This is a genomic window from Nocardia sp. NRRL S-836 (genome assembly GCF_001279525.1).
Taxonomy (GTDB): Bacteria; Actinomycetota; Actinomycetes; order Mycobacteriales; family Pseudonocardiaceae; genus Lentzea.
Genome location: NZ_LGDY01000013.1, coordinates 80,594 through 100,625, shown reverse-complemented (window position 1 = coordinate 100,625; position 20,032 = coordinate 80,594). Strand labels below are relative to the sequence as shown.

The window sequence follows — 20,032 nt, the reverse complement described above, 5'->3', positions numbered from 1 at the left end:
ACTTTCTTTGGGCGGTCAGCGCCCCGCTTCGCCGAGCTGCTCGACGAGGTCGGCCTCCGCGAGGTCGAAGTACTCCCGCAGCCTGCCGATCGCCCGGTCCACGTCGTCCGCGTTGAGCAGCCCGACGATCTCCCGGTTCAGCGGCAGGTACGCCATGTGCAGCCGCTTCGGGTCGCTGACCACCCGGAACGCCAGCATGAGCTCCGCGAACAGCCGGTCGGACTCCTCGCTCAACCGGTGACTGCCCGCCAGCCCCACGATCCCCCGGTGGAACCGCACGTTCGCCGTGCCGACCCGCGTCCAGTCCTTCCGCGCCCCGAACGCGACCGCCTCCTCGATGGGCGTCCGCACCGCGTCCCGCCGCACCTCGTCGACGTCCGGCCACCGTTGCAGCGCACCGCACTCGATCACCCTGCGCGCCGCGTAGAGATCCCGCACGTCATCGCCCGTCGGCGTCCGCACGAACACCCCGCGGCTGTGCTCGTGCACCAGGATCCGATCCCGCGTGAGCAGCCGGAACGCCTCCCGCAACGTGTTGCGGCTGACCCCGAGCGCCCCGCCGATCGCCTCTTCGCTGAGCCGCAACCCCGGCGCCAGCTCCCCGTCGAGCACCCGCTCCCGCAGCATGTCGGCGACCTTCTGCGCGGTGCTCGCCCGCTCCAGGCCGCTCTTGCCCTGCGCCAGCGTCGACACCCACGTCTCGGTCACCACGCCAGTCTATTTGCAGGATCGTTCGATTGCAGTATCGTAGAATCGTTCAACAATCCCACAATCTCGTCGAGCGTTGTAGGAGTCGGCCATGGACCTGAACGCAGACCTCGGCGAGGGCTTCGGCCACTGGACCCTCGGCGACGACGCCACCCTCCTGACGCTGGTGACCAGCGCCAACATCGCCTGCGGCCACCACGCCGGCGATCCCGACACGATGCGCAGGACGTGCGCCCTCGCCGCCGAAGCCGACGTGGCGGTGGGCGCCCACATCGGCTACCGCGACCTCCCCGGCTTCGGCCGCCGCTTCATCGACGTCGCCCCCGACACCCTGACCAACGAGGTCCTGGCCCAACTGGCCATGCTCTCGACCTTCGCCCGCACGGCAGGCACCCGCGTCTCCTACGTCAAACCCCACGGCGCCCTCTACAACACGCTGATCCGCCACGAGCCCCAAGCCGACGCCGTGGTCGACGCGGTTCGCCTCTTCGACCCTTCCCTCGCCGTCCTCGGCCCACCCGGCGCGGTCTGGCTGAAACGCGCCTCGGTAGCCGGCCTCCGCACCTGGCACGAGGCCTTCGCCGACCGCGCCTACACCTCCGCCGGCACCCTCGTCCCCCGCACCGAACCCGGCGCGGTCCTCCGCAACCCCACCGAGATCGCCGCCCGCTGCGTCCAGCTGGCCACCGAGGGCTGGGTCCGCTCCATCACCGGCCACCCGGTCCGCCTCCAGGCCGACTCGATCTGCGTGCACGGCGACACCCCCGGCGCCACGTCGATCGCCCGCGCGGTCCGCACGGCGTTGGAGGCGGCGGGTGTGGAGGTCACGCGCGTGGAGTCGCCGCTGCGGCACGCACGTCATGCGGGGTGAGCCGGTTTTTTTGTTGTTCACCGGTCGATCTCGCCACCCGATCGGGTGAACGTTGTCCGGGTTTGCGCCTGCCGTCGTCTCTTAGGTGTCAGGACCTCGGGGTCACCGGCGCCCGCAGATATGGAAACGCGCGGAGGGGAGCGTGTGGATGGTTCAGCCCGGAACTGGACGGTGCTTTCGGTCCGTGGGTTCCTGGGTCCGTTTGAGACGGTTGGGTCCGTTTGAGACGGGTGGATGCGCTCGGCCGGGGATTGTCATCGAGCCGCGCTGCCCAGCCCCTCAGCCCGCCTGCACCAACGCCGCCGCGCCCACCAGCCCGGCCTGCCCACCCAGCTCCGCCGCGCCTCGAGCCCGGCCTGGCCGCCCAGCTCCGCCGCACCTTGAGCCCGGCCTGGCCGCCCAGTTCCGCCGCCCGCACCTCGAGCCCGGCTGCCCAGCCCCTCAGCCCGTCCGCACCAACGCCGCCGCGCCCACGAGCCCGGCCTGTCCACCGAGCTCCGCCGCCCGCACCTCGAGCCCGGCCTGCCCAACCCCTCAGCCCATCCTCACCAACGCCGCGGCCCCCACGAGCCCGGCCTGTCCGCCCAGTTCCGCCGCCCGCACCTCGAGCCCGTCCAGGTACGACAACCCGGCATGCACCTTCAAAGCCCGCCGCACCGGCTCGAACAGCAGCTCACCGGCCTGCGCCACCCCGCCGCCGATCACCGCGGCCTCCAGGTCGCACACCGCGGCAGCCCCGGCGATCGCCATTCCGACCGCCTGACCGGCGCGTTCGAAGGCGGCGAGGGGGATCTCGTCGCCGGCCAGCGCGGATGCCGCCAGCACGGCCGCGTCGGCGTCGGGCGGGGCCTGCCAGCCCTTGTGGCGGGCCCAGGCCACCATTCGCGGGCCGCCGGCCACCGTTTCCACGCAGCCGCGGCCGCCGCAGCTGCACGGCTCGCCATCGGGTTCGACCACGATGTGGCCGATGTGGCCGGCGTTCCCTGTCCGGCCGCCGAAGGGGCGGCCGTCGAGGACCAGGCCGCCGCCGACGCCGGTCGAGACGACCAGGCCGACCATGAAGCGGCTGCCGCGGCCGGCGCCGCGGTGGTGTTCGCCGAGTGCCATGCAGACGCCGTCGCCGGCCAGTTCCACCGGCACGCCGGGGAACAGGGCGGCCACCGAGTCGCGCAGCGGGAACGCCTGCCACGACGGCACGTTGATCGGCGACACGGTGCCGCGGACCGCGTCGACCGGGCCGGCTGAGGCGATTCCGACGCCCACGACCGTCGCGCCCGCAACCGCGGCATCCGTGACGGCAGCGCCTGGAACCGCGGTGCCCGCAGCCGCGGCGCCCGCGGCGTCGGCGACCGTCCCGCCTGAAACCGCAGCGCCCGGAACCGCAGCGCCCACGACCGGCGCGTCGGCGACCACCGACCGGATCAGCGACTCCACCGCGGGCCACGGGTCCGAGGTGGGCGTGGGAACGCGCGCGGTCCGCACCACGGAACCGGACGGGTCGACCAGGGCGGCGGCGATCTTGGTGCCGCCGAAGTCCAGTGCCAGCACCAGATCAGTCATGATGACCGATCCTAACCAGCGACCTCGATCCGGATCACCGGAGTGGTCGTGACCAGCTCGGCGGCCGCCACCTTCACGACCGCCGGCCACGAGCCCGGTTCGGCCCACGGAGGTGCCGACACGGTGAACTCCAGCGTCGTCCGGCCCTGCGCGGGCAGTGTGCCGCCCACGCAGAACGGTCCGGCGAGCTCCCACGTCGCGCGCGGCGAGAGGAGCCACGCCCGCAACGGGAGTGAGCCGTGTGCGCCGGACGCGACGACCACGCGCAGCGGGGCGGACGTACCGGGCGAAACGGTGACGACCGGAGGTGCGGACGCGATCCACAGCGGCGCCACCGGGTCCCCGGAGCCCCACAGCGGCGCCACCGGGGCCGCGGAGTCCCACTCCGGCACCGTCAGCAGCACCACGTCCTCCACCGCCCCGTCCTCCACCGACCCGTCCAGCACGGCCCGCACCGGGTGGCAGCCGGGCGTCGACGACCGCAGCAACCGCACCTCCTCCGTCACGTAACCGCCCGCGGGCACCGTGACCGGCAACGACGTCCACGACGCCGACCAGCCGCCCGGCAGCGACAGCGACACCGAGCCGGAGAACGCCGGGCCGTCGGACATCACCACGACCCGCAGCCGCGTCGGTGACAACGCCTCCAGGCGGACGTTCGCCGCCAGGCCGCCCAACGGTGCCGGCTCGTGCAGCCAGTACCGCGCGAACACCGGCGTCACCGCGGGCGACACGGGGCCCAGCGGCTCGCCGGCCAGCGCCAGCCGCGCCGGCACCGCGGGCAGCGAGCCGGAAGCGGGTGTCCGCGAGCCGAGCACGCCGACCAGCGGTGACGGTCCGAGGTGCGCGACCTCGTTCCACAGCACGAAAGAAGACGTCCCGACCATCTTCTCGCCGACCTCGCAGTGCCACACGCTGACCGGCCCCTCCAGCGCGGGCGGCTCCAGTGCCGGACCGTCCACCGCCACCAGGGAAGCGACCGGATCGCACGACAGCACGAAGTGCGTGGATGCGATCTCGGTGCCGTAGCCGGGCTTCCAGCCGTGGTCGGCGTCGTCCTCCACGAGAGCGTACGTCCGCCAGCCGCACGCCGGCACATCACGCGCGAGGAACGTCACGGTCACACCGTCGACCAGCGTCGGCACCGGCGAACCGTCCGACACGTGCACGTTGCGCGCCACCGGCAGATGCACGGTCACGACGTCGGTCACGGGCACGGTCAACGGGTTCCACACCGTCACCGACGAGTCCACAGTAGACGTCAGCGCCGCCAGTGACCGCGCCACCACCTCCGAACGCAGGTCGAAGGCCTCGCGGGGATGCGCGAAACGAGCACGCTCCAGCGTGGCCGCCGGATAAGCCGCACCGGTCAACCGGGCCGCGTGCGTGGCGAACACCGCCGCCGGGGACTCGTCGACCGGTGGCGGAGGCAGCGGAACGGAGCCGCGCACGTAGTAGTCGCGCGGCAACGCGCACACGATCCGCGGCCACGTGTAGCGCGCGTTCCAGTCGTGGTGGATCGCGGTCGTCCACGGGTTCGGCCACGCCCGCGGCGAGCCCACGGGCACCATCACGTGCGGCGCGCCGACCGGCCTGCGCAGCGACAGGAACGACGCGTGGACCGACCGCTCCGCCTCGGCCAGCGACGACGCCAGCAGTTCGACGCCGGGCGGCAACGACGGCAGCAGCGGCGCGACACCGACCACATTGGACGGTGCGCCGACGACCTCGACGCGGCCCTCCTCGATCAGCCGCAGCAGCAACGACCGGTGCTGCGGGAACGTGTCCCAGTACGGCTGCAGCAGCTCCACCGACGTCACCGCGAAGCGGTAGACCGGATCGGTCAGCGCCAGGTCCAGGTGCGCCCGCAGCACGTCGAACGGCGCGTCCGCCGCCACGTGGCCGACCAGGTGCACCGTCCACCCCGGCGACGCCACGACCAGCGAGAACGGGCAGGTGGACTCGCCTTCGGCGGAGCGCACGACGGCCACCGCGGGCACCACCGAGCCGGGTGGGTGCCCGGAGACGTCGACACCGACCTCGAACCCGAACGGGCCGTGCGGCAGCGAACCGCCGTGCCGTGCCGAGTGCAGGCCCGGACCGGTGACGTGGGCGTGCACCGGCCCCATGTGCTCCGGCGCGGTCACGCGCACCACCTGGAGCAGCGCGGTCCGAGGCCCGACGAAGAGCTCGGTCGACTCGGCGGCGATCACGCAGACGATCGCACCACTGTTGGGCAGTCGACGAAATACCCCGATGGTGGAGTTCGCGCGGTCAGCGCTTCAACATCCGGGTGAGACCGGCGGCGACGGTCGTCGCCAGCAGCCAGCCGGTCACGATCAGGCCGGACGCGATCCACATCGACGTGCCCGGCGTCTGCCAGCGGTTCTTGTTGCCGAAGTCCACGATGGGCACGACCAGGTCGATCGTGTAGAGCCACGCGTTCCACGGCAGGTGGTCGTCGGCGTTGATCGGCACCAGCGGGCCCTTGTACTGGAACCAGATGCTGCCGATCGCCCACGCCGCGATCAGCCACCCCAACGCGCGCGCCGGGCGGTAGCCGTAGCCGACCATCGAGCGTTGCAGGAAGCTCCACAACAGCACCAGCGGCCCGAAGAACCGCATGCCCTCGGCGACCGCGCGGTACCGCAGGCGTTGCTTCTCGATCAGCACGGTCGAGGCGTGCTCCTCGTTGCCGGCCGCGGTCAGCATCTCGGCGAAGTGGTCGTAGGGCCGCGGGTGGTAGCTGCGCCGCATCGCGTGCCGCAGCCAGCGCAGCCGTTGCTGGACCTGGGCGTCGTCGCGCAGGTCGATCGGCCTGGCCAGCGAGTCGTAGCGGAAGTCGTCGAGGTCGATGAACCCGGTGGCGTTCCAGAAGGTCTCGTTGTCGTCCAGCGACGTGCACCGCGCCTGCCGCAGCGTCACCAGGCCCTTGGGCGGCGACACGACGTTGAGCATCAGCTCCTGGACGTGCATGCCCATGGCGTTCAACGCGTGGCTGTCGAGCTTGTAGCCGAGCACGCCGCCGTTGAAGTTCGCCATGCGGCCGATCACCGCACGCCGGCACCGCACGCCGCCGTGTGCGACGAACTCCTTGTCGCCGCGCGCGCAGATGAGGTCGCGGCCGATCGTGGCGCCGCCGATGTCCAGCGACGGCTTCTCGCGCGGCTGGTGGCGGTACTTGCCCGGCTTGGTCAGCCGGCTGCCGCGCAGGTCCAGGTTCGCGCCGATGGTCACGGCCCGCAGCTCCAGCCCGCCGGAGATGTCCGACTCGCGCAGCACGAAGTTGCTGCCCACGCGGGTCCGGTTGGCCAGCACGGCGTCCGCGAACGGGTTGTCCACAGTGGCGCGTTCGATGGTGATGCTGCCGCGCACGTGCGTGTCGACCATGCGCAGCTGGCCCGTGATCCGCACGCCCCGGCCCACGACGTCGCCGCCGATCTCCGCGCCGTCCACGTGCAACGCGCGCCCGGAACCCGTCGGCTCGGTGCCCACGGCGGGTGGCGACACGGCGTCCAGGACGGCGTCGGCCAGCGAGAGCGTGCCACCGATCTTCGCGTTCACCGCGCGGATCGTGCCCGCGCTGGTGAAGGCGCGGTCGAGCTCCACGTCACCGGACACGTCGACGCGGTCCAGGACCAGCGTCGCCGACGGGTCCGCGTGCGGGTCGGTGGTCTCCTCGAACTCCTCGCCGCGCGAGAGCACGGCGCCGCGCAACGACAGCGCCGAGCTGATCCGGGCGTTCGCGAGGAACACCACGCCGTGCGAGGTGAACGTGCCGAGGAAGTTGCCGCCGACCCGCATCCCGTTGCCGTTCAACGTGAAACCGTCGGCGTTGCGCAGCACCGCGTTGACCAGGTTGATGTTGCCGCCGATCCGCGCACCCGCGAGCCGGATCTCCCCCTCGGTGTGGATGCCGAAACCGAGCAGCGCACCGGCGAGCGTCAACCGGTCGGCGTGCACGCACAACCCGCCGGGAACGCTGAACCTGCTGTCGCGCAACAACACCGAGCCCGCGATCTCGGCGTCGGTCAGGTCGACCAGGCCGGTGACCGCGCAGCCGAGCAGGGAGACGTCGTTGCTGCTGCTGAGGTTGCGCGCTTCGAGACCGGGCAGCTCGCAGTCGGTGAACGAGATCCCCGCCAGGTTCGCCTGCCGCAGGTCCGGCGGCGCCTCGAACCGGCAGCGCTCGAACTCCAGCACGTACGGCACGTCGACCGCGCGCAGGTCGAGCACGTCGGTGACCACGCGGTCCACCACGCGGATGACGGGTGGGGTGCTCGGCCTGCGCCGCGGCAACCGCCACCCGCCACCACCGGAGTTGTTCTCGTTCTCCCCCAGGCCGCGCAGTACGTCAGCCGCAGGGAGCCTCTTCTGCGTGGCCACCCCACCAGTGTGACTGGCCGCACCGCGTTTCGAGGTCGATCACGCCGAACCGGTCCGCTATTGGGCCGGCCCCTGGTGCGTCGGGTCGAGCACGCGGGACAGGAAGGACTTCGTGCGTTCCTCCTGCGGGTTGCCGATGACCTCGGCCGCGGGACCGGCCTCGACGATGTAGCCGCCGTCCATGAAGATCACCTTGTCGGCGACCTCGCGGGCGAACTGCATCTCGTGTGTGACGACCAGCATCGTCATGCCCTCGTCCGCGAGCTGGCGCATGACGCCGAGCACGTCGCCGACGAGCTCCGGGTCGAGCGCGGAGGTGGGCTCGTCGAACAGCATCACCTCGGGGTCCATCGACAGCGCGCGGGCGATCGCCACGCGCTGCTGCTGGCCACCGGAGAGCTGCGCGGGCATGGCGTTGGCCTTCTCCCTGAGCCCCACGCGTTCGAGGTTGCGCATCGCGATCTCGTTCGCCGACTGCTCGCTGCGCTTGAGCACCTTGCGCTGCGCCACGGTCAGGTTGTTCATGACGTTGAGGTGCGCGAACAGGTTGAACGACTGGAAGACCATGCCGATCTTCGTGCGCGCCTGGTCGATGTCGACGTCCGGGTCGGTGAGCTCGACGTCGTTGACGACGATCTTGCCGTCGTTCGGCTCCTCCAGCAGGTTGATGCACCGCAGCAACGTCGACTTGCCGGAACCGGACGGCCCGATGATGCAGACCACGTCACCGCGGTTGACCGTCAGGTCGATGTTCTTGAGGACCTCGAGCGGGCCGAACGACTTCTTCAGCCCGGTGATCTCGACGCAGATGTCGCTCATACGACGGCCACCTTCTTCCCGCCGGTGCGGCGCTCCAGGTACCGCGACAGGTAACCCAGCGGCAGCGTGATGATCAGGTACGTCAGGCCGATGACCAGGATCGGCGTCAGCGTGGGGCTGCGGCTGAGGAACTCGCGGCCGAACTTGAGCAGCTCGTACTCGTCGCGCGCCAGGCCGATGATGTACACCAGGGACGAGTCCTTGGTGAGCAGGATCAGCTCGTTGGTGAGCGGCGGCAGGATGATCCGGAACGCCTGCGGGATCACGATCGTGATCATCGCCCGGCCGCGCGACATGCCCAGCGACCGCGCCGCCTCGATCTGCCCCTTCGGCACCGCCTGGATGCCGGCGCGGGTCGTCTCCGCGATGTAGGCGGCGCCGACCAGGCCGAGCGCCATCATCACGGTGGAGAGGATGTCGAACTTGACCTGGAACGCGAGCGGCACGGCGACCGTGAACGCGAGGAACACCAGCAGCGCCGGGACACCGCGGAAGAACTCGATGTAGACGGTGGCGATCCACCGGTACGGCGCCACCGAGGACAGCTTCATCAGCGCCAGCAGGAGACCGAGCACCAGGGCGAGCGCGAAACCGAAGACGGTGTAGAGGACGGTGTTCTTCAGCGCGACCGTGATGAGCTCGGGGAACATCGCCGTCGCGGTCTTCACGTCGAAGAACGTGTGCGTGATCTCCGACCAGTTCGCGGTGAACGCCACCACCAGTGCGATCAGCACCAGCAGGCCGTACTGCGCATACCTGAAGTAAGTGGCGCGCTTTCGCTTGGACAGCGCCATGTGAGGCTCCTAGCGGTTCGGTCCGGACGTGAGACGGGGTCGGCAGCTCGTCTGCCGACCCCGCTGGAAGCCGTTTACTTCGACGCCGGCTTCTTGCCGAACCACTTCTCGTAGATCTTGTCGTACTCGCCGCTGCTCTTCGCGTCCTTCAACACCTGGTTGACGACGTCGAGCAGGGGCTTGTTGTCCTTCTTGACACCGATGCCGTACTTGTCGCCGGTCGGGAACTCCGTCGTCACCTCGGTGTCGGGGAACTCCTTGGCGTAGTCGTACAGCGGGCCGTTGTCGTTGATCGCGGCGTCGACGGCGCCGGTGCGGACCGCGGTCTCCTGCAGCGTGAGGTCCTCGAACTGCACGACCTCGTAGCCGTACTTCTCCTTGTTCTCGTTCGCGTAGATCTCACCGGTGGTGGACTGCTGCACGCCGAGCTTCTTGCCCTTGAGCGCGGACAGGTCCTTGTAGCCGGTGCCCTTCTTGACGAGCAGCGCCTGCTCGGCGTCGAAGTACGCGTCGGAGAAGTCGAGCGCCTTCTTGCGCTCGTCGGTGATCGTCATCGCCGCGGCGGCGACGTCGCAGTCACCGACGTTGAGGCTCTGGCCGTTCTGGATGCCCTCGAACGCGGTGTCGAGGATCTCCTGCTGCACGTTGAGCTTCTTGGCGACCAAGTCGACGAGGTCGACGTCGAAGCCGACCGTCTTGTCGCCCTCGCTGTACTGGAACGGCTTGTAGGACAGGTGCGTGCAGGTGACGAGCTTGCCATCCTTGACGAGCTTCACCCCGCTGTCGCCGTTGCCACTGCCGCTGTTGGTGCTCGTCGCACAGCCGGACAGCGCGGTCAGCGCTAGGGCCGCTGCGGGCAGTAGGGCGAGCACGTGCCGGGTTCGACGAGCCACTGCGTCACTCCTCGTAACTGTTGCGGACGAGTGAACGGGATACTGCCACTCGGGTGACGTGGTGGACAGCACGTGCGTGTTACAGGACACTCCGCTGCAACAATTTTGCGTGACATGGCCCGTTCGACCGCAGAATGTTGCGCGAATTGGCTTACATCACACAACGTCTGCACGTATTGCACACGAATGGTGACGAAGTGCGAGCGTGCCCTTGATCAGGATTTGATCACGACGCCCGCGGTCAGCGGGAACGTTCCGTCAGCAGGCCCGCCACCAGCGCCGTCCACCCCGTCTGATGCGTCGCCCCGAGCCCCTCACCCGTGTCGCCGTCGAAGTACTCGCTGAACGTCACGTGCCGCCGCCACAGCGGTGACTCCGACGCCTCGATCCGCTTGCCGTCCGAGGGCCGCCGCCCGTCGCTGTCGGGCAGGAACAGCCCGATCAGCCGGTCGCTCAGCTCGTCGGCGGCCTGACCGGCGGTGAGACCGCGTCCGGAGTGCGTCGGCATCTCGACCAGGAACTCGCCGCGGTGGAACGCCTCGACCGTGCGCAGCGCCTCGACGAGCAGGGCGTTCGTGGGCAGCCAGACCGGGCCGCGCCAGTTCGAGTTGCCGCCGAACATCGGCGTGTTCGACTCGCCCGGCTCGTAGCCCATCCGGTGGTCCTGCCCGGCGACCTTGACCTCCAGGCCCTCGCGGTGCGCCGCCGAGAGCGACCGGATGCCGTGCGGCGACAGGAACTCCTGCTCGTCGAGCATCCGGTGCAGCACCCGCCGCAGCTTGAGCTCGTCCAGCAGCGACACGAACGCGCCGCGCTCGTAGTGGAACGTGATGAACTGCCGCAGCTCCGGCCGGCGCCGGAGCAGGTGCTCCAGCCGTGACGTGAAGCCGTGCAGCTCGTTGAGCACCCACGGCTCCAGCACCGCGGACGCCAGCAACGGGATCAGGCCCACCATCGACCGCACGCGCACCGGCTCCGACTCGACCGAGCCGTCGGGGCGCCGGCGCGAGACCCGGTCGTAGCAGAAGCCGTCCTCGTCGTGCCAGATGCCGCTGCCCGACGAGCCGAAGTGCGTGAACGCCTCCGCGATCGACAGGAAGTGCTCGACGAACTTGGTCGCCACGTCCTCGTACGACTCGTCGTCACGCGCGAGCTCCAGCGCGATCTGCATGAGGTGCAGGCTGTAGGCGGCCATCCACGACGTGGCGTCGGACTGCTCCAGCCGCCACTCGCCGAGCATCGGCTCCGACCGGTTGACCGGGCCGATGTTGTCCATGCCGAGGAAGCCGCCCTCGAACAGGTAGCTGCCGCCCGCGTCCTTGCGGTTGACCCACCACGAGAAGTTCAGCAGCAGCTTGTGGAAGACCTTCGCGAGGAACTGCCGGTCCCTGCTGCCGTCCGCGCGGTAGACCTGCAGCGCAGCCCACGCGTGCACGGGCGGGTTGACGTCGCCGAACTCCCACTCGTAGGCGGGGATCTGGCCGTTCGGGTGCATCATCCACTCACGGCAGAACAGCAGCAGCTGCTCCTTCGCGAACGCCGGGTCCACGAGCGTGAACGGGATGGTGTGGAACGCGAGGTCCCACGCCGCGAACCAGGGGTACTCCCACTCGTCCGGCATGGAGATCACGTCGGCCACGTCGAGGTGCCGCCAGTGCACGTTGCGCGCCTCCGGCGTCCTGCGGCTCGACGGCGCCTCGGGCTTGGTCGGGTCGCCGTCGAGCCAGTCGCGGGTGCGGAAGCGGTAGTGCTGCTTCGTCCACATCAGCCCGGCGAGCGCGCGCCGCAGCACGTGCTTCTGCTCAGGAGCGGCCTCGGGGGCGATCGAGTCGTGGAACTCGTCCGCCTCCAGCCTCCGTGCCGCCATGGTCTCGGCGAAACTCGGCCCGAACGGGTCCATGTGCCCGTCGCCGCCGACCAGCCGCACCCGGATCGTCACCGTCTCGCCCGGCTCGACCGGGTCGAACGAGTACCAGGCGGCGAACTTCGTGCCCGCCGCGCCGGGGTCGTCCGGACCGACCACCTGGCAGGACGACGTGGACCCGCCCACGACGTAGTCGCAGATGCCGTCCTTGGTCCACGGCGACGGGTTGCGCCCGGCCCCGAAGAGCGCCACCTCGTTGGTCTCGTTGTCCGTCATCAGCAACGACGGCGAGTCGTCGAGGTGCAGCGTGTACCGGCCGAGGTTGCCGTGGTCGGCGGTGACCTTGCGCCCGGTCGTGGTGCTCGCGACCAGCTGGCACGGCCGCCCGTCGCGCCCCCACGCCCAGGTGTTGCGGAACCACAGCTGCGGCAGCAGGTGCAGCGGCGCGTCCTCCGGCCCGCAGTTCGTGGCGCTGATCTCGACGCAGATGTCGTCGGTCTCGGCCTTGGCGTAGGTGACCACGACGTCGAAGAACCGGTTCTCGTCGAGCACCCCGGTGTCGGAGAGCTCCGGCTCCCGGTTCTCCCGCCCCGCGCTGCGCGCCAGCTCCCTGAGCAGCCCGTACGGGTACTCGCGCTGCGGGTAGCGGTAGAGCACCTGCATCCAGGAGTGGGTGGGCGTCCCGTCGGTCACCCACCAGTGCTCCTTGACGTCCTCGCCGTGGTTGCCCTCCTCGTTGGCGAGACCGAAGTACCGCTCCTTGAGGATCGGGTCCCTGCCGTTCCACAGCGCGAGCGAGAGGTTGAGGAACCCGTGCACGTCGCAGATGCCCGCGATGCCGTCCTCGCCCCACCGGTAGGCGCGCGAGCGTGCGTGGTCGAACGGGAACGACGCCCAGGCGTCCCCGTTGTCCGAGTAGTCCTCGCGGACCGTGCCCCACTGGCGACCGGAGAGGTACGGCCCCCACCGCCGCCACGGCGAAGTCGGGGTGTCCGACTCCGCGAGACGCGCCCGTTCCGCTTGTTCGCCCATCGTTCCAGTGTGCGACACGGCGGCGAAAGTCCGGTTACCTCCCGGTCAGCTCTGAGTCATTCCTCACTCAGCTGCTGGTCACGCACGCCTGGAGTGCGCCTCGAGGACCAGCGCCACCGCCTCGGTCACCCGTGCCGCGTGCCCCAGGTGCAGCCACTCGTCCGGCACGTGGCAGTTCGAGTCGGGCCCGACCGCGCCCGTGACCAGGAACTGCGCGTCCGGGTACGCCTCGTGCAGCAGCCCCATGAACGGGATCGAGCCGCCCAGCGACACGGTCCGCCACGGCGAGCCGAAGACGTCCTTGCCGGCGTCGTCCAGCGTCGCCGACAGCCACGGTGCGAGCTCGGGGGCGTTCCAGCCGTCGGCGGCCTCGACCCGCGTGAGCTCGACGGTCGCGCCGTAGGGCACGTCGGTGGTGAGCTTGTCGCGCACGGCCTCCAGCGCGGCCGCGGACGAGGCCGTGGGCGGCAGGCGGAACGAGAGCACGAGGGTCGTGAACGGGCGCAGCACGTTGCCCGCGTCGTCCGGTGCGGGCAGGCCGTCGGCGCCGGTCACGGACAGGGTCGGCCGCCAGCCGGAGTTCAGCGCCATCTCGACCTCGTCCGGCGAGACCGGCTGCAGGTCGCCGACGCGCGGCACGGGGCCCCACAGGGCGCCCGGCGCGGCCTCGACGGCCTCGCGGACCTCGGTGAGCCGGTGCGGCGGGATCTCGACGTGCATCTCCGGCACGAGGACCTCGCCCGTCGCGGAGTCTTCGAGGCGGTCGAGCAGCGCGCGGGCGATGCGGAACGACGACGGCACGATGCCCGACGCCATGCCCGAGTGCAGGCCGCCGTTGAGGACCCGCACGGTCATCGTGACCTGCACCAGCCCGCGCAGCGACGTGGTCAGCCACATCCGCTCGTAGTCGGAGCCGCCGGAGTCCAGGCACACGACGAGCGACACGCGGCCCAGTCGCTCGGACAGGTGCTCCAGGTACGCGGGCAGATCGGGCGAACCGGACTCCTCGCCGGTCTCCAGCAGCACGACGCAGCGCGCATGGGAGCCACCGGCCGCGCGCACGGCCTCGATAGCGGCAATTGCGGCATAACCGGAGTAACCGTCATCGGCCGAACCGCGGCCGTAGAGACGTCCGTCACGTAGCACGGGGGTCCACGGGCCCAGTCCCTCGCTCCAGCCACCCACCGGCGGCTGCTTGTCGAGGTGTCCGTAGAGCAACACGGTGTCGTCGCCCGCGTTACCGGACGCGGGCACGTCGACCACGAGAAGCGGCGTGCGTCCCGCCAGTTGGACGACCTCCAGCGTCACGCCGGGCAGGTCGCGGGAGGCGATCCAGGCGCGCACGTGGTCGATCGCGGCGGCCAGTTCGCCGTGTTCTTCCCACGCCGGGTCGAATGCGGGAGAGATGGCAGGCACGGCCACGAGCTGAGAGAGGCTCTCGACGATGTCGGAGTCCCAGAGCGTCCGGACGGTGCTGGTCACAACGGAGCGGTCCACCTCTCGATCCTGTCACGACTCGGCCTCTGCTCGCGTCCCTAGCCTCTTACCAGGAGAGGGCCGCAGAAGTTAACGATCGGTAACCGGGACAGTGCTGTCCGGTAATCGGACGGCCTAGTCGGAGGACAAAAGGTCGAACCTCCGACTGTTGTCCCTGATCAGAACGTTGACTGGTGTGTTACGAAGTGGGACGGGTCTCACCAACTCGGGTGAGGCCGTGTCAGGATGTGGTCGTAAGCCACCGTCACCGTCGACGGCTGCCTCCGGTCCCACAGGGTTGGCGGCGACCGCTGACGTCGCCGCACGAGGTCGTCACGAGCGATCAGGCGGTCGGAGAAGACAGAGGAGAAGGCGCATGTCGTCCCCTGAGCAATGGACGCACCCTGAGCCGGACGCAGCGCCGGCCGCCACTGCCGCGAAACCGACGGCGGAACAGGTGATCGCAGGCTTGCGAGCAACAGACGAGGGCGGCGCCGACCTGGTGCAGCTGCTCACCCCGGAGGGCGAGCGGGTCCACCACCCCGACTTCGACGTGGACATCACGGCGGAGGAGCTGCGCGGTCTGTACCGCGACATGGTGCTGATCCGCCGCGTCGACCGCGAGGCGAACGCGTTGCAGCGCAAGGGCCAGCTCGGCATCTGGGTGCCGCTGCTCGGCCAGGAGGCTGCGCAGATCGGTGCCGGCCGCGCGATGCGCCCGACCGACATGGCCTTCCCGAGCTACCGCGAGCACGGCATCGCGTGGACCCGCGGGATCAACCCGACGGAGCTGCTCGGCATCTTCCGCGGCACCGACCAGGGCACCTGGGACCCGGTCGAGAAGCGCTTCCACCCGTACACGATCGTCATCGGCAACCAGGTCCTCAACGCGGCCGGCTACGCGATGGGCCAGAAGTTCGACGGCAAGGTCGGCGACGACGAGGGAGAAGCCACCATGTGCTTCTTCGGCGACGGCGCGACCAGCCAGGGTGACGTGCACGAGGGCTTCGTGTGGGCCGCGGTCTACGACGCGCCGCTGGTCTTCTTCTGCCAGAACAACCAGTGGGCCATCTCCGAGCCCACCGAGCGCCAGTCGCGCCTGCCGCTGTACCAGCGCGCCCGCGGCTACGGCTTCCCCGGCATCCGCGTCGACGGCAACGACGTCCTCGCGACGCTGGCCGTGACGAAGTGGGCGCTGGACGAGTGCCGCCACGGCAACGGCCCGATCCTGATCGAGGCGTTCACCTACCGGATGGACGCGCACACCACCTCCGACGACCCGACCCGCTACCGGCTGTCGGACGAGCTGGAGATGTGGAAGCTCAAGGACCCGATCGAGCGCGTGAAGGTCTACCTGGTCCGCCAGCAGTGGGCCGACAGCGCGTTCTTCGAGAGCGTCGAGGCAGACGCCGACAAGCTGGGCGAGGAGCTGCGGGAGTTCTGCACGAACATGCCCGACCCGCCCGCTGAACGGATCTTCAGCAACGTCTACGCGGAGGGGAACCCCAACCTCGAAGCGCAGCGCGATGAGTTCCTCGACTACGTCTCGGGTTTTGCTGGAGGTGAGCACTGATGGCTGCTCCGACGATGGATCGTTCGACCGCGGCTGCCCCGGCGACCCCGGCGCAGACGCTCACGATCTCGAAGGCGCTCAACATGGGCCTGCGGGCGGCCATGGAGGCCAACCCCAAGGTCATCATGATGGGCGAGGACATCGGCAAGCTCGGTGGCGTCTTCCGCATCACCGACGGCCTGCAGAAGGACTTCGGTGAGCAGCGCGTGCTCGACACGCCGCTCGCGGAGTCCGGCATCATCGGCACCGCCGTCGGCCTCGCCATCCGCGGCTACCGCCCGGTGTGCGAGATCCAGTTCGACGGCTTCATCTTCCCCGGCTTCGACCAGATCGTGTCGCAGGTCGCGAAGCTGCACTACCGCACGCAGGGCAAGATCAAGATGCCCATCGTGATCCGCGTGCCGTTCGGTGGCGGCATCGGTGCCGTCGAGCACCACTCGGAGTCGCCCGAGTCGTACTTCGCGCACACCGCCGGCCTCAAGGTCGTCTCGTGCTCGAACCCGGCCGACGCCTACTGGATGATCCAGCAGGCCATCGACTGCGACGACCCGGTGCTCTTCTTCGAGCCCAAGCGCCGTTACTACGAGAAGGGCGAGGTCGACACCACGACCCAGCCCGGCAAGCTGTTCGAGTCGCGCGTGCTGCGTCAGGGCACCGACGCTACGTTGGTGGCCTACGGCCCGATGGTCCGCACCTCTCTCGACGCCGCCAACGCGGCCGCCGAGGACGGCACCTCACTTGAGGTCATCGACCTGCGCACGCTGTCGCCGCTGGACCTGGAGCCGGTGTTCGAGTCGGTGCGCCGCACCGGCCGGCTGGTCGTCGTGTCCGAGGCGCCGTCCGAGTCCTCGATCGCCAGCGAGATTGCAGCCAAGGTCCAGCAGGAGTGCTTCTACTCGTTGCAGGCACCGGTGCTGCGGGTGACCGGTTTCGACACCCCGTACCCGCCCTCGAAGCTCGAGGAGGAGTTCCTCCCCGACCTCGACCGGGTGCTGCACGCCGTCGACCGCTCTCTCGCCTGGTAAGGGGAACACCGGAAATGCCGCAGTACAAGCAATTCCCCCTGCCCGACACGGCAGAGGGGCTGACCGAGGCCGAGATCCTCACCTGGCACGTGAAGCCGGGTGACACCGTTGCGGTCAACCAGATCATCGTCGAGATCGAGACGGCCAAGGCCGCCGTCGAGCTGCCGTGCCCGTGGGCCGGCGTCGTGACCGAGCTGCTCGCGGAGCCCGGTCAGACCGTCGAGGTCGGCGTCCCGATCATCACGATCGACACCGACCCCGGTGGCGCGGCCGCCCCGGCTCCCGCCGCTGCCGCCGCGGAGTCCAACGGCAGCTCGTCGGGCAAGATCGGCGAGGAGATGCCGGGCGGGCGCATCGCGACGCTCGTCGGCTACGGCCCGAAGTCCGGTGTGGCCAAGCGCCGTGCGCGCAAGGACGCACCGGCCGCGGCCAACGCCGCCGCTGCCGCGATCACCCCGGCCGCCGCCGTGGCACCGCCGGCTCCGATCGCCGCACCGCCGGTCGTGGCGCCTGCTCCGGTCGTGCCGCAACCTGTCACGGCTCCGGGTGGGTACGTCCCGCTGGCCAAGCCGCCGGTCCGCAAGCTGGCCAAGGACCTCGGCGTCGACCTGTACGCGCTCTCCGGCTCCGGCCCGAACGGCGTGATCACCCGCTCCGACGTCGAGAACGCCGTCACGGCACCGGCCGCCGCGCCGGCCCAGTCCGTTGTGGACAACGGCACGCGCGAACGCCGGGTGCCGATCAAGGGCGTCCGCAAGGCGACCGCGCAGGCGATGGTGGACAGCGCGTTCACCGCACCGCACGTCACCGAGTTCCTGACGGTCGACGTCACGCCGATGATGGACCTGCGGGCCCGGCTGAAGAACCACCCGGAGTTCCGCGGCGTGAAGCTCACGCCGCTGGCGTTCTGCGCCAAGGCCGTCGTGCTGGCGGCGCGGCGCACGCCGGACGTGAACGCCACGTGGGACGCGGCGGCGAACGAGATCGTCTACAAGGACTACGTGCACCTCGGCATCGCGGCCGCCACGCCGCGCGGCCTGGTGGTCCCGAAGGTCCGCGACGCCGACCGCATGTCCCTCAAGGAGCTCGCGGTCGCGCTCGACGAGCTCGCCACCGTCGCCCGCGACGGCAAGACGTCTCCGGCCGACATGATGAACGGCACCATCACGATCACCAACGTCGGCGTCTTCGGCGTCGACACCGGCACGCCGATCCTCAACCCCGGCGAGTCCGCGATCCTCGCCCTGGGCGCGATCCGCGACACGCCGTGGGTGGTCGACGGCGAGATCAAGATCCGCAAGGTCTGCCAGCTCGCGCTGTCCTTCGACCACCGCGTGGTCGACGGCCAGCAGGGCTCGCAGTTCCTGGCCGACGTCGGCGCGCTGCTGGCCGAGCCGGGCATCGCGATGACCTACTGATCTGCTGCTCGGTATGCGAGGGCCCGCGGATGTCGATCCGCGGGCCCTTCGTTCGACGCCTGGGCATGAAGAAGCGACTTTCCTTGCTGATCGCCGCGGCCCTGCTGGCGGGTCCGGTGGGCGTGGCCCAGGCGTCCGAACCCACCCTCGTGCGCACCGACGCCGGCCCGGTGCGCGGCACCGTTCTCGCAGACCACCAGCTCTACCAGGGCATTCCGTACGCGGCACCCCCGGTGGGCGAGCTGCGGTGGCGTTCGCCGCAGCCGGTCACGCCGTGGACGGCACCCCGTGACGCCACCGCACCCGGCGCGGCCTGCGCGCAGGCGGCCGGCGCCGGTTCGCCGAGCAGCACCGAGGACTGCCTGTACCTCAACGTGGACACGCCCTCGCGGCACGGCCGCAAGCCGGTCATGGTCTACCTCCACGGCGGCGGCAACAGCTACCTGTCCGGCGCCGGGTACGGCACGGGCCGCCTGGCCGTGCAGGGCGACGTCGTGGTCGTGACGATCAACTACCGGCTCGGGTTCTTCGGCTTCTTCGGGCACCCGGACCTGCCGGATTCCGGCGCGTACGGCATCGAGGACCAGCAGGCCGCGCTGCGGTGGGTGCAGCGCAACGCCACCGCGTTCGGCGGAGATCCCCGCAACGTCACGGTTTTCGGCGAGTCCGGCGGCGCGTTCGACGTGTGCGCGCACGTCACGTCACCGTTGTCGCGCGGCCTGTTCCACCGTGCCATCGCGCAGAGCGGTGGCTGCTCCACGACGTGGGGTGCCAACGGCGTGATCCACGGCAAGGCGGCCGGTGCACCCTGGATCTCGCAGAAGGCCGCCCAGGCCGACGCGGTGGCGGTTTCGGCGCAGCTCGGGTGTTCGGACGTCGAGTGCCTGCGTGCGTTGCCGCCCAGGGCTTTCACCGCCATCGACCGCGGCACGACGCCGGTGGTGGTCGGCAACCGGGTGCTGCCGGTGCACCCCGTCGAGGCGTTGCGGTCCGGGCGGTTCAACCGCGTGCCGGTGATCTGGGGCAACACCCGTGACGAGGGCAGGCTGACGTCCGCGACCGTGCCGGAACCGTTCGACTACCCCGGTCTGCTGGAGCAGTCGTTCGGCGCGGACAGGGCGGCCGAGATCATCGCCGAGTACCCGGTGAGCGCGTACGGCAACGCACGGCTGGCGTACGGCGCCGTGCTCACCGACGGCGTGTGGGCGTGCAACCAGCTCGCCGACGACGACCGGCTGCTCGCCCGGTTCACACCGACGTACGGCTACGAGTTCGCCGACCGCACCGCACCGGCGGGGTGGTTCAAGGACCTCTTCTCCGAGAGCTTCCCGGCCGGCGCACCGCACTCGTTCGAGCTCTCCTACCTGTTCGACATCCCCACGTTCGACCTGAACCCGGCCCAGCGGGAGCTCGCCGCGACGATGATCCGCGACTGGACCACGTTCGCCCGCACCGGAAAGCCGGGCTGGGCGCCCTACCGCTCCGGCCGCGTGCACCAGTACGAGCTCGGCGGCATCGGCCAGATCAATGCTCTGACCAGGCACAACTGCTCGTTCTGGAACTCGGTCGGTAATCGGGTTTGACTCTCCAGTCGCTGGAGGGTTCAGAGTTGT

At 70.2% G+C, this 20,032-nt stretch carries 14 protein-coding genes; 5 read left to right on the top strand and 9 right to left on the bottom strand.

From position 1 onward, the window contains the following. Nucleotides 1-15: 15 nt before the first annotated feature. Nucleotides 16-708 (bottom strand): GntR family transcriptional regulator, encoded by a 693-nt coding sequence (locus ADL03_RS03790; RefSeq protein WP_053732002.1) that lies wholly within the window; start codon nt 706-708, stop codon nt 16-18. A 91-nt stretch (nt 709-799) separates the two neighbouring features. Here ADL03_RS03790 and ADL03_RS03785 point away from each other — a divergent pair, with 91 nt between their 5' ends. Then, nucleotides 800-1,579: a LamB/YcsF family protein gene (locus tag ADL03_RS03785; protein ID WP_053731952.1), complete on the top strand. Its 780-nt coding sequence runs from the start codon at nt 800-802 to the stop codon at nt 1,577-1,579. A gap of 534 nt (nt 1,580-2,113) precedes the next feature. On the opposite strand, the gene ADL03_RS03780 is transcribed toward ADL03_RS03785, so the two are convergent. The 8 genes from ADL03_RS03780 to ADL03_RS03745 all read right to left on the bottom strand — a co-directional run bounded on the left by ADL03_RS03780 (nt 2,114) and on the right by ADL03_RS03745 (nt 14,424). Beyond that, complete coding sequence (locus ADL03_RS03780; protein ID WP_053731951.1) at nt 2,114-3,139, bottom strand: ROK family protein; 1,026 nt, start codon at nt 3,137-3,139, stop codon at nt 2,114-2,116. Between the two features lie 11 nt (nt 3,140-3,150). Next, nucleotides 3,151-5,352: a hypothetical protein gene (locus ADL03_RS03775; protein WP_053731950.1), complete on the bottom strand. Its 2,202-nt coding sequence runs from the start codon at nt 5,350-5,352 to the stop codon at nt 3,151-3,153. A 61-nt stretch (nt 5,353-5,413) separates the two neighbouring features. Next, nucleotides 5,414-7,525: a hypothetical protein gene (locus ADL03_RS03770; RefSeq protein WP_053731949.1), complete on the bottom strand. Its 2,112-nt coding sequence runs from the start codon at nt 7,523-7,525 to the stop codon at nt 5,414-5,416. A 57-nt stretch (nt 7,526-7,582) separates the two neighbouring features. Next, the gene (locus ADL03_RS03765; protein ID WP_053731948.1) at nt 7,583-8,344 is read right to left on the bottom strand and encodes an amino acid ABC transporter ATP-binding protein; all 762 of its coding nucleotides are present in this window, start codon (nt 8,342-8,344) and stop codon (nt 7,583-7,585) included. Next, on the bottom strand, nt 8,341-9,138 hold the full coding sequence (locus ADL03_RS03760; RefSeq protein WP_053731947.1) for an amino acid ABC transporter permease: 798 nt from the start codon (nt 9,136-9,138) through the stop codon (nt 8,341-8,343). The genes ADL03_RS03765 and ADL03_RS03760 overlap by 4 nt, the downstream gene beginning before the upstream one ends. Before the next feature lie 74 nt (nt 9,139-9,212). Then, a complete protein-coding gene (locus ADL03_RS03755; RefSeq protein WP_053731946.1) occupies nt 9,213-10,031 on the bottom strand; it encodes a transporter substrate-binding domain-containing protein in 819 nt (272 codons plus the stop codon). 241 nt (nt 10,032-10,272) lie between these two features. Further along, nucleotides 10,273-12,927: a glucosidase gene (locus ADL03_RS03750; protein WP_053731945.1), complete on the bottom strand. Its 2,655-nt coding sequence runs from the start codon at nt 12,925-12,927 to the stop codon at nt 10,273-10,275. A 78-nt stretch (nt 12,928-13,005) separates the two neighbouring features. Next, nucleotides 13,006-14,424: a M20/M25/M40 family metallo-hydrolase gene (locus tag ADL03_RS03745; protein WP_053731944.1), complete on the bottom strand. Its 1,419-nt coding sequence runs from the start codon at nt 14,422-14,424 to the stop codon at nt 13,006-13,008. Nucleotides 14,425-14,779: 355 nt separating this feature from the next. Between ADL03_RS03745 and pdhA the strand changes: the two genes are divergently transcribed. From pdhA to ADL03_RS03725, 4 genes are all read left to right on the top strand, one after another. Continuing rightward, entirely contained in the window at nt 14,780-15,976 is a 1,197-nt protein-coding gene (gene pdhA / locus ADL03_RS03740) for a pyruvate dehydrogenase (acetyl-transferring) E1 component subunit alpha (protein ID WP_053731943.1), read from the top strand. A gap of 14 nt (nt 15,977-15,990) precedes the next feature. Further along, entirely contained in the window at nt 15,991-17,001 is a 1,011-nt protein-coding gene (locus ADL03_RS03735; RefSeq protein WP_197288064.1) for an alpha-ketoacid dehydrogenase subunit beta, read from the top strand. Nucleotides 17,002-17,015: 14 nt separating this feature from the next. Then, nucleotides 17,016-18,419 carry a dihydrolipoamide acetyltransferase family protein gene (locus tag ADL03_RS03730; RefSeq protein ID WP_053731941.1) on the top strand — a complete coding sequence of 468 codons (1,404 nt, stop codon included), beginning with the start codon at nt 17,016-17,018 and terminating at the stop codon, nt 18,417-18,419. A 65-nt stretch (nt 18,420-18,484) separates the two neighbouring features. Beyond that, complete coding sequence (locus ADL03_RS03725; protein WP_063798453.1) at nt 18,485-20,002, top strand: carboxylesterase/lipase family protein; 1,518 nt, start codon at nt 18,485-18,487, stop codon at nt 20,000-20,002. The last annotated feature ends 30 nt before the right edge of the window (nt 20,003-20,032 follow it).

Excerpts from the sequence above, each read along its gene's own strand:
- ADL03_RS03785 (WP_053731952.1), top strand. The coding sequence starts at position 800 with ATGGACCTGAACGCAGACCTCGGCGAGGGCTTCGGCCACTGGACCCTC.
- ADL03_RS03780 (WP_053731951.1), bottom strand. The coding sequence starts at position 3,139 with ATGACTGATCTGGTGCTGGCACTGGACTTCGGCGGCACCAAGATCGCC.
- ADL03_RS03765 (WP_053731948.1), bottom strand. The coding sequence starts at position 8,344 with ATGAGCGACATCTGCGTCGAGATCACCGGGCTGAAGAAGTCGTTCGGC.
- ADL03_RS03760 (WP_053731947.1), bottom strand. The coding sequence starts at position 9,138 with ATGGCGCTGTCCAAGCGAAAGCGCGCCACTTACTTCAGGTATGCGCAG.
- ADL03_RS03750 (WP_053731945.1), bottom strand. The coding sequence starts at position 12,927 with ATGGGCGAACAAGCGGAACGGGCGCGTCTCGCGGAGTCGGACACCCCG.
- pdhA (WP_053731943.1), top strand. The coding sequence starts at position 14,780 with ATGTCGTCCCCTGAGCAATGGACGCACCCTGAGCCGGACGCAGCGCCG.
- ADL03_RS03735 (WP_197288064.1), top strand. The coding sequence starts at position 15,991 with ATGGATCGTTCGACCGCGGCTGCCCCGGCGACCCCGGCGCAGACGCTC.
- ADL03_RS03730 (WP_053731941.1), top strand. The coding sequence starts at position 17,016 with ATGCCGCAGTACAAGCAATTCCCCCTGCCCGACACGGCAGAGGGGCTG.
- ADL03_RS03725 (WP_063798453.1), top strand. The coding sequence starts at position 18,485 with ATGAAGAAGCGACTTTCCTTGCTGATCGCCGCGGCCCTGCTGGCGGGT.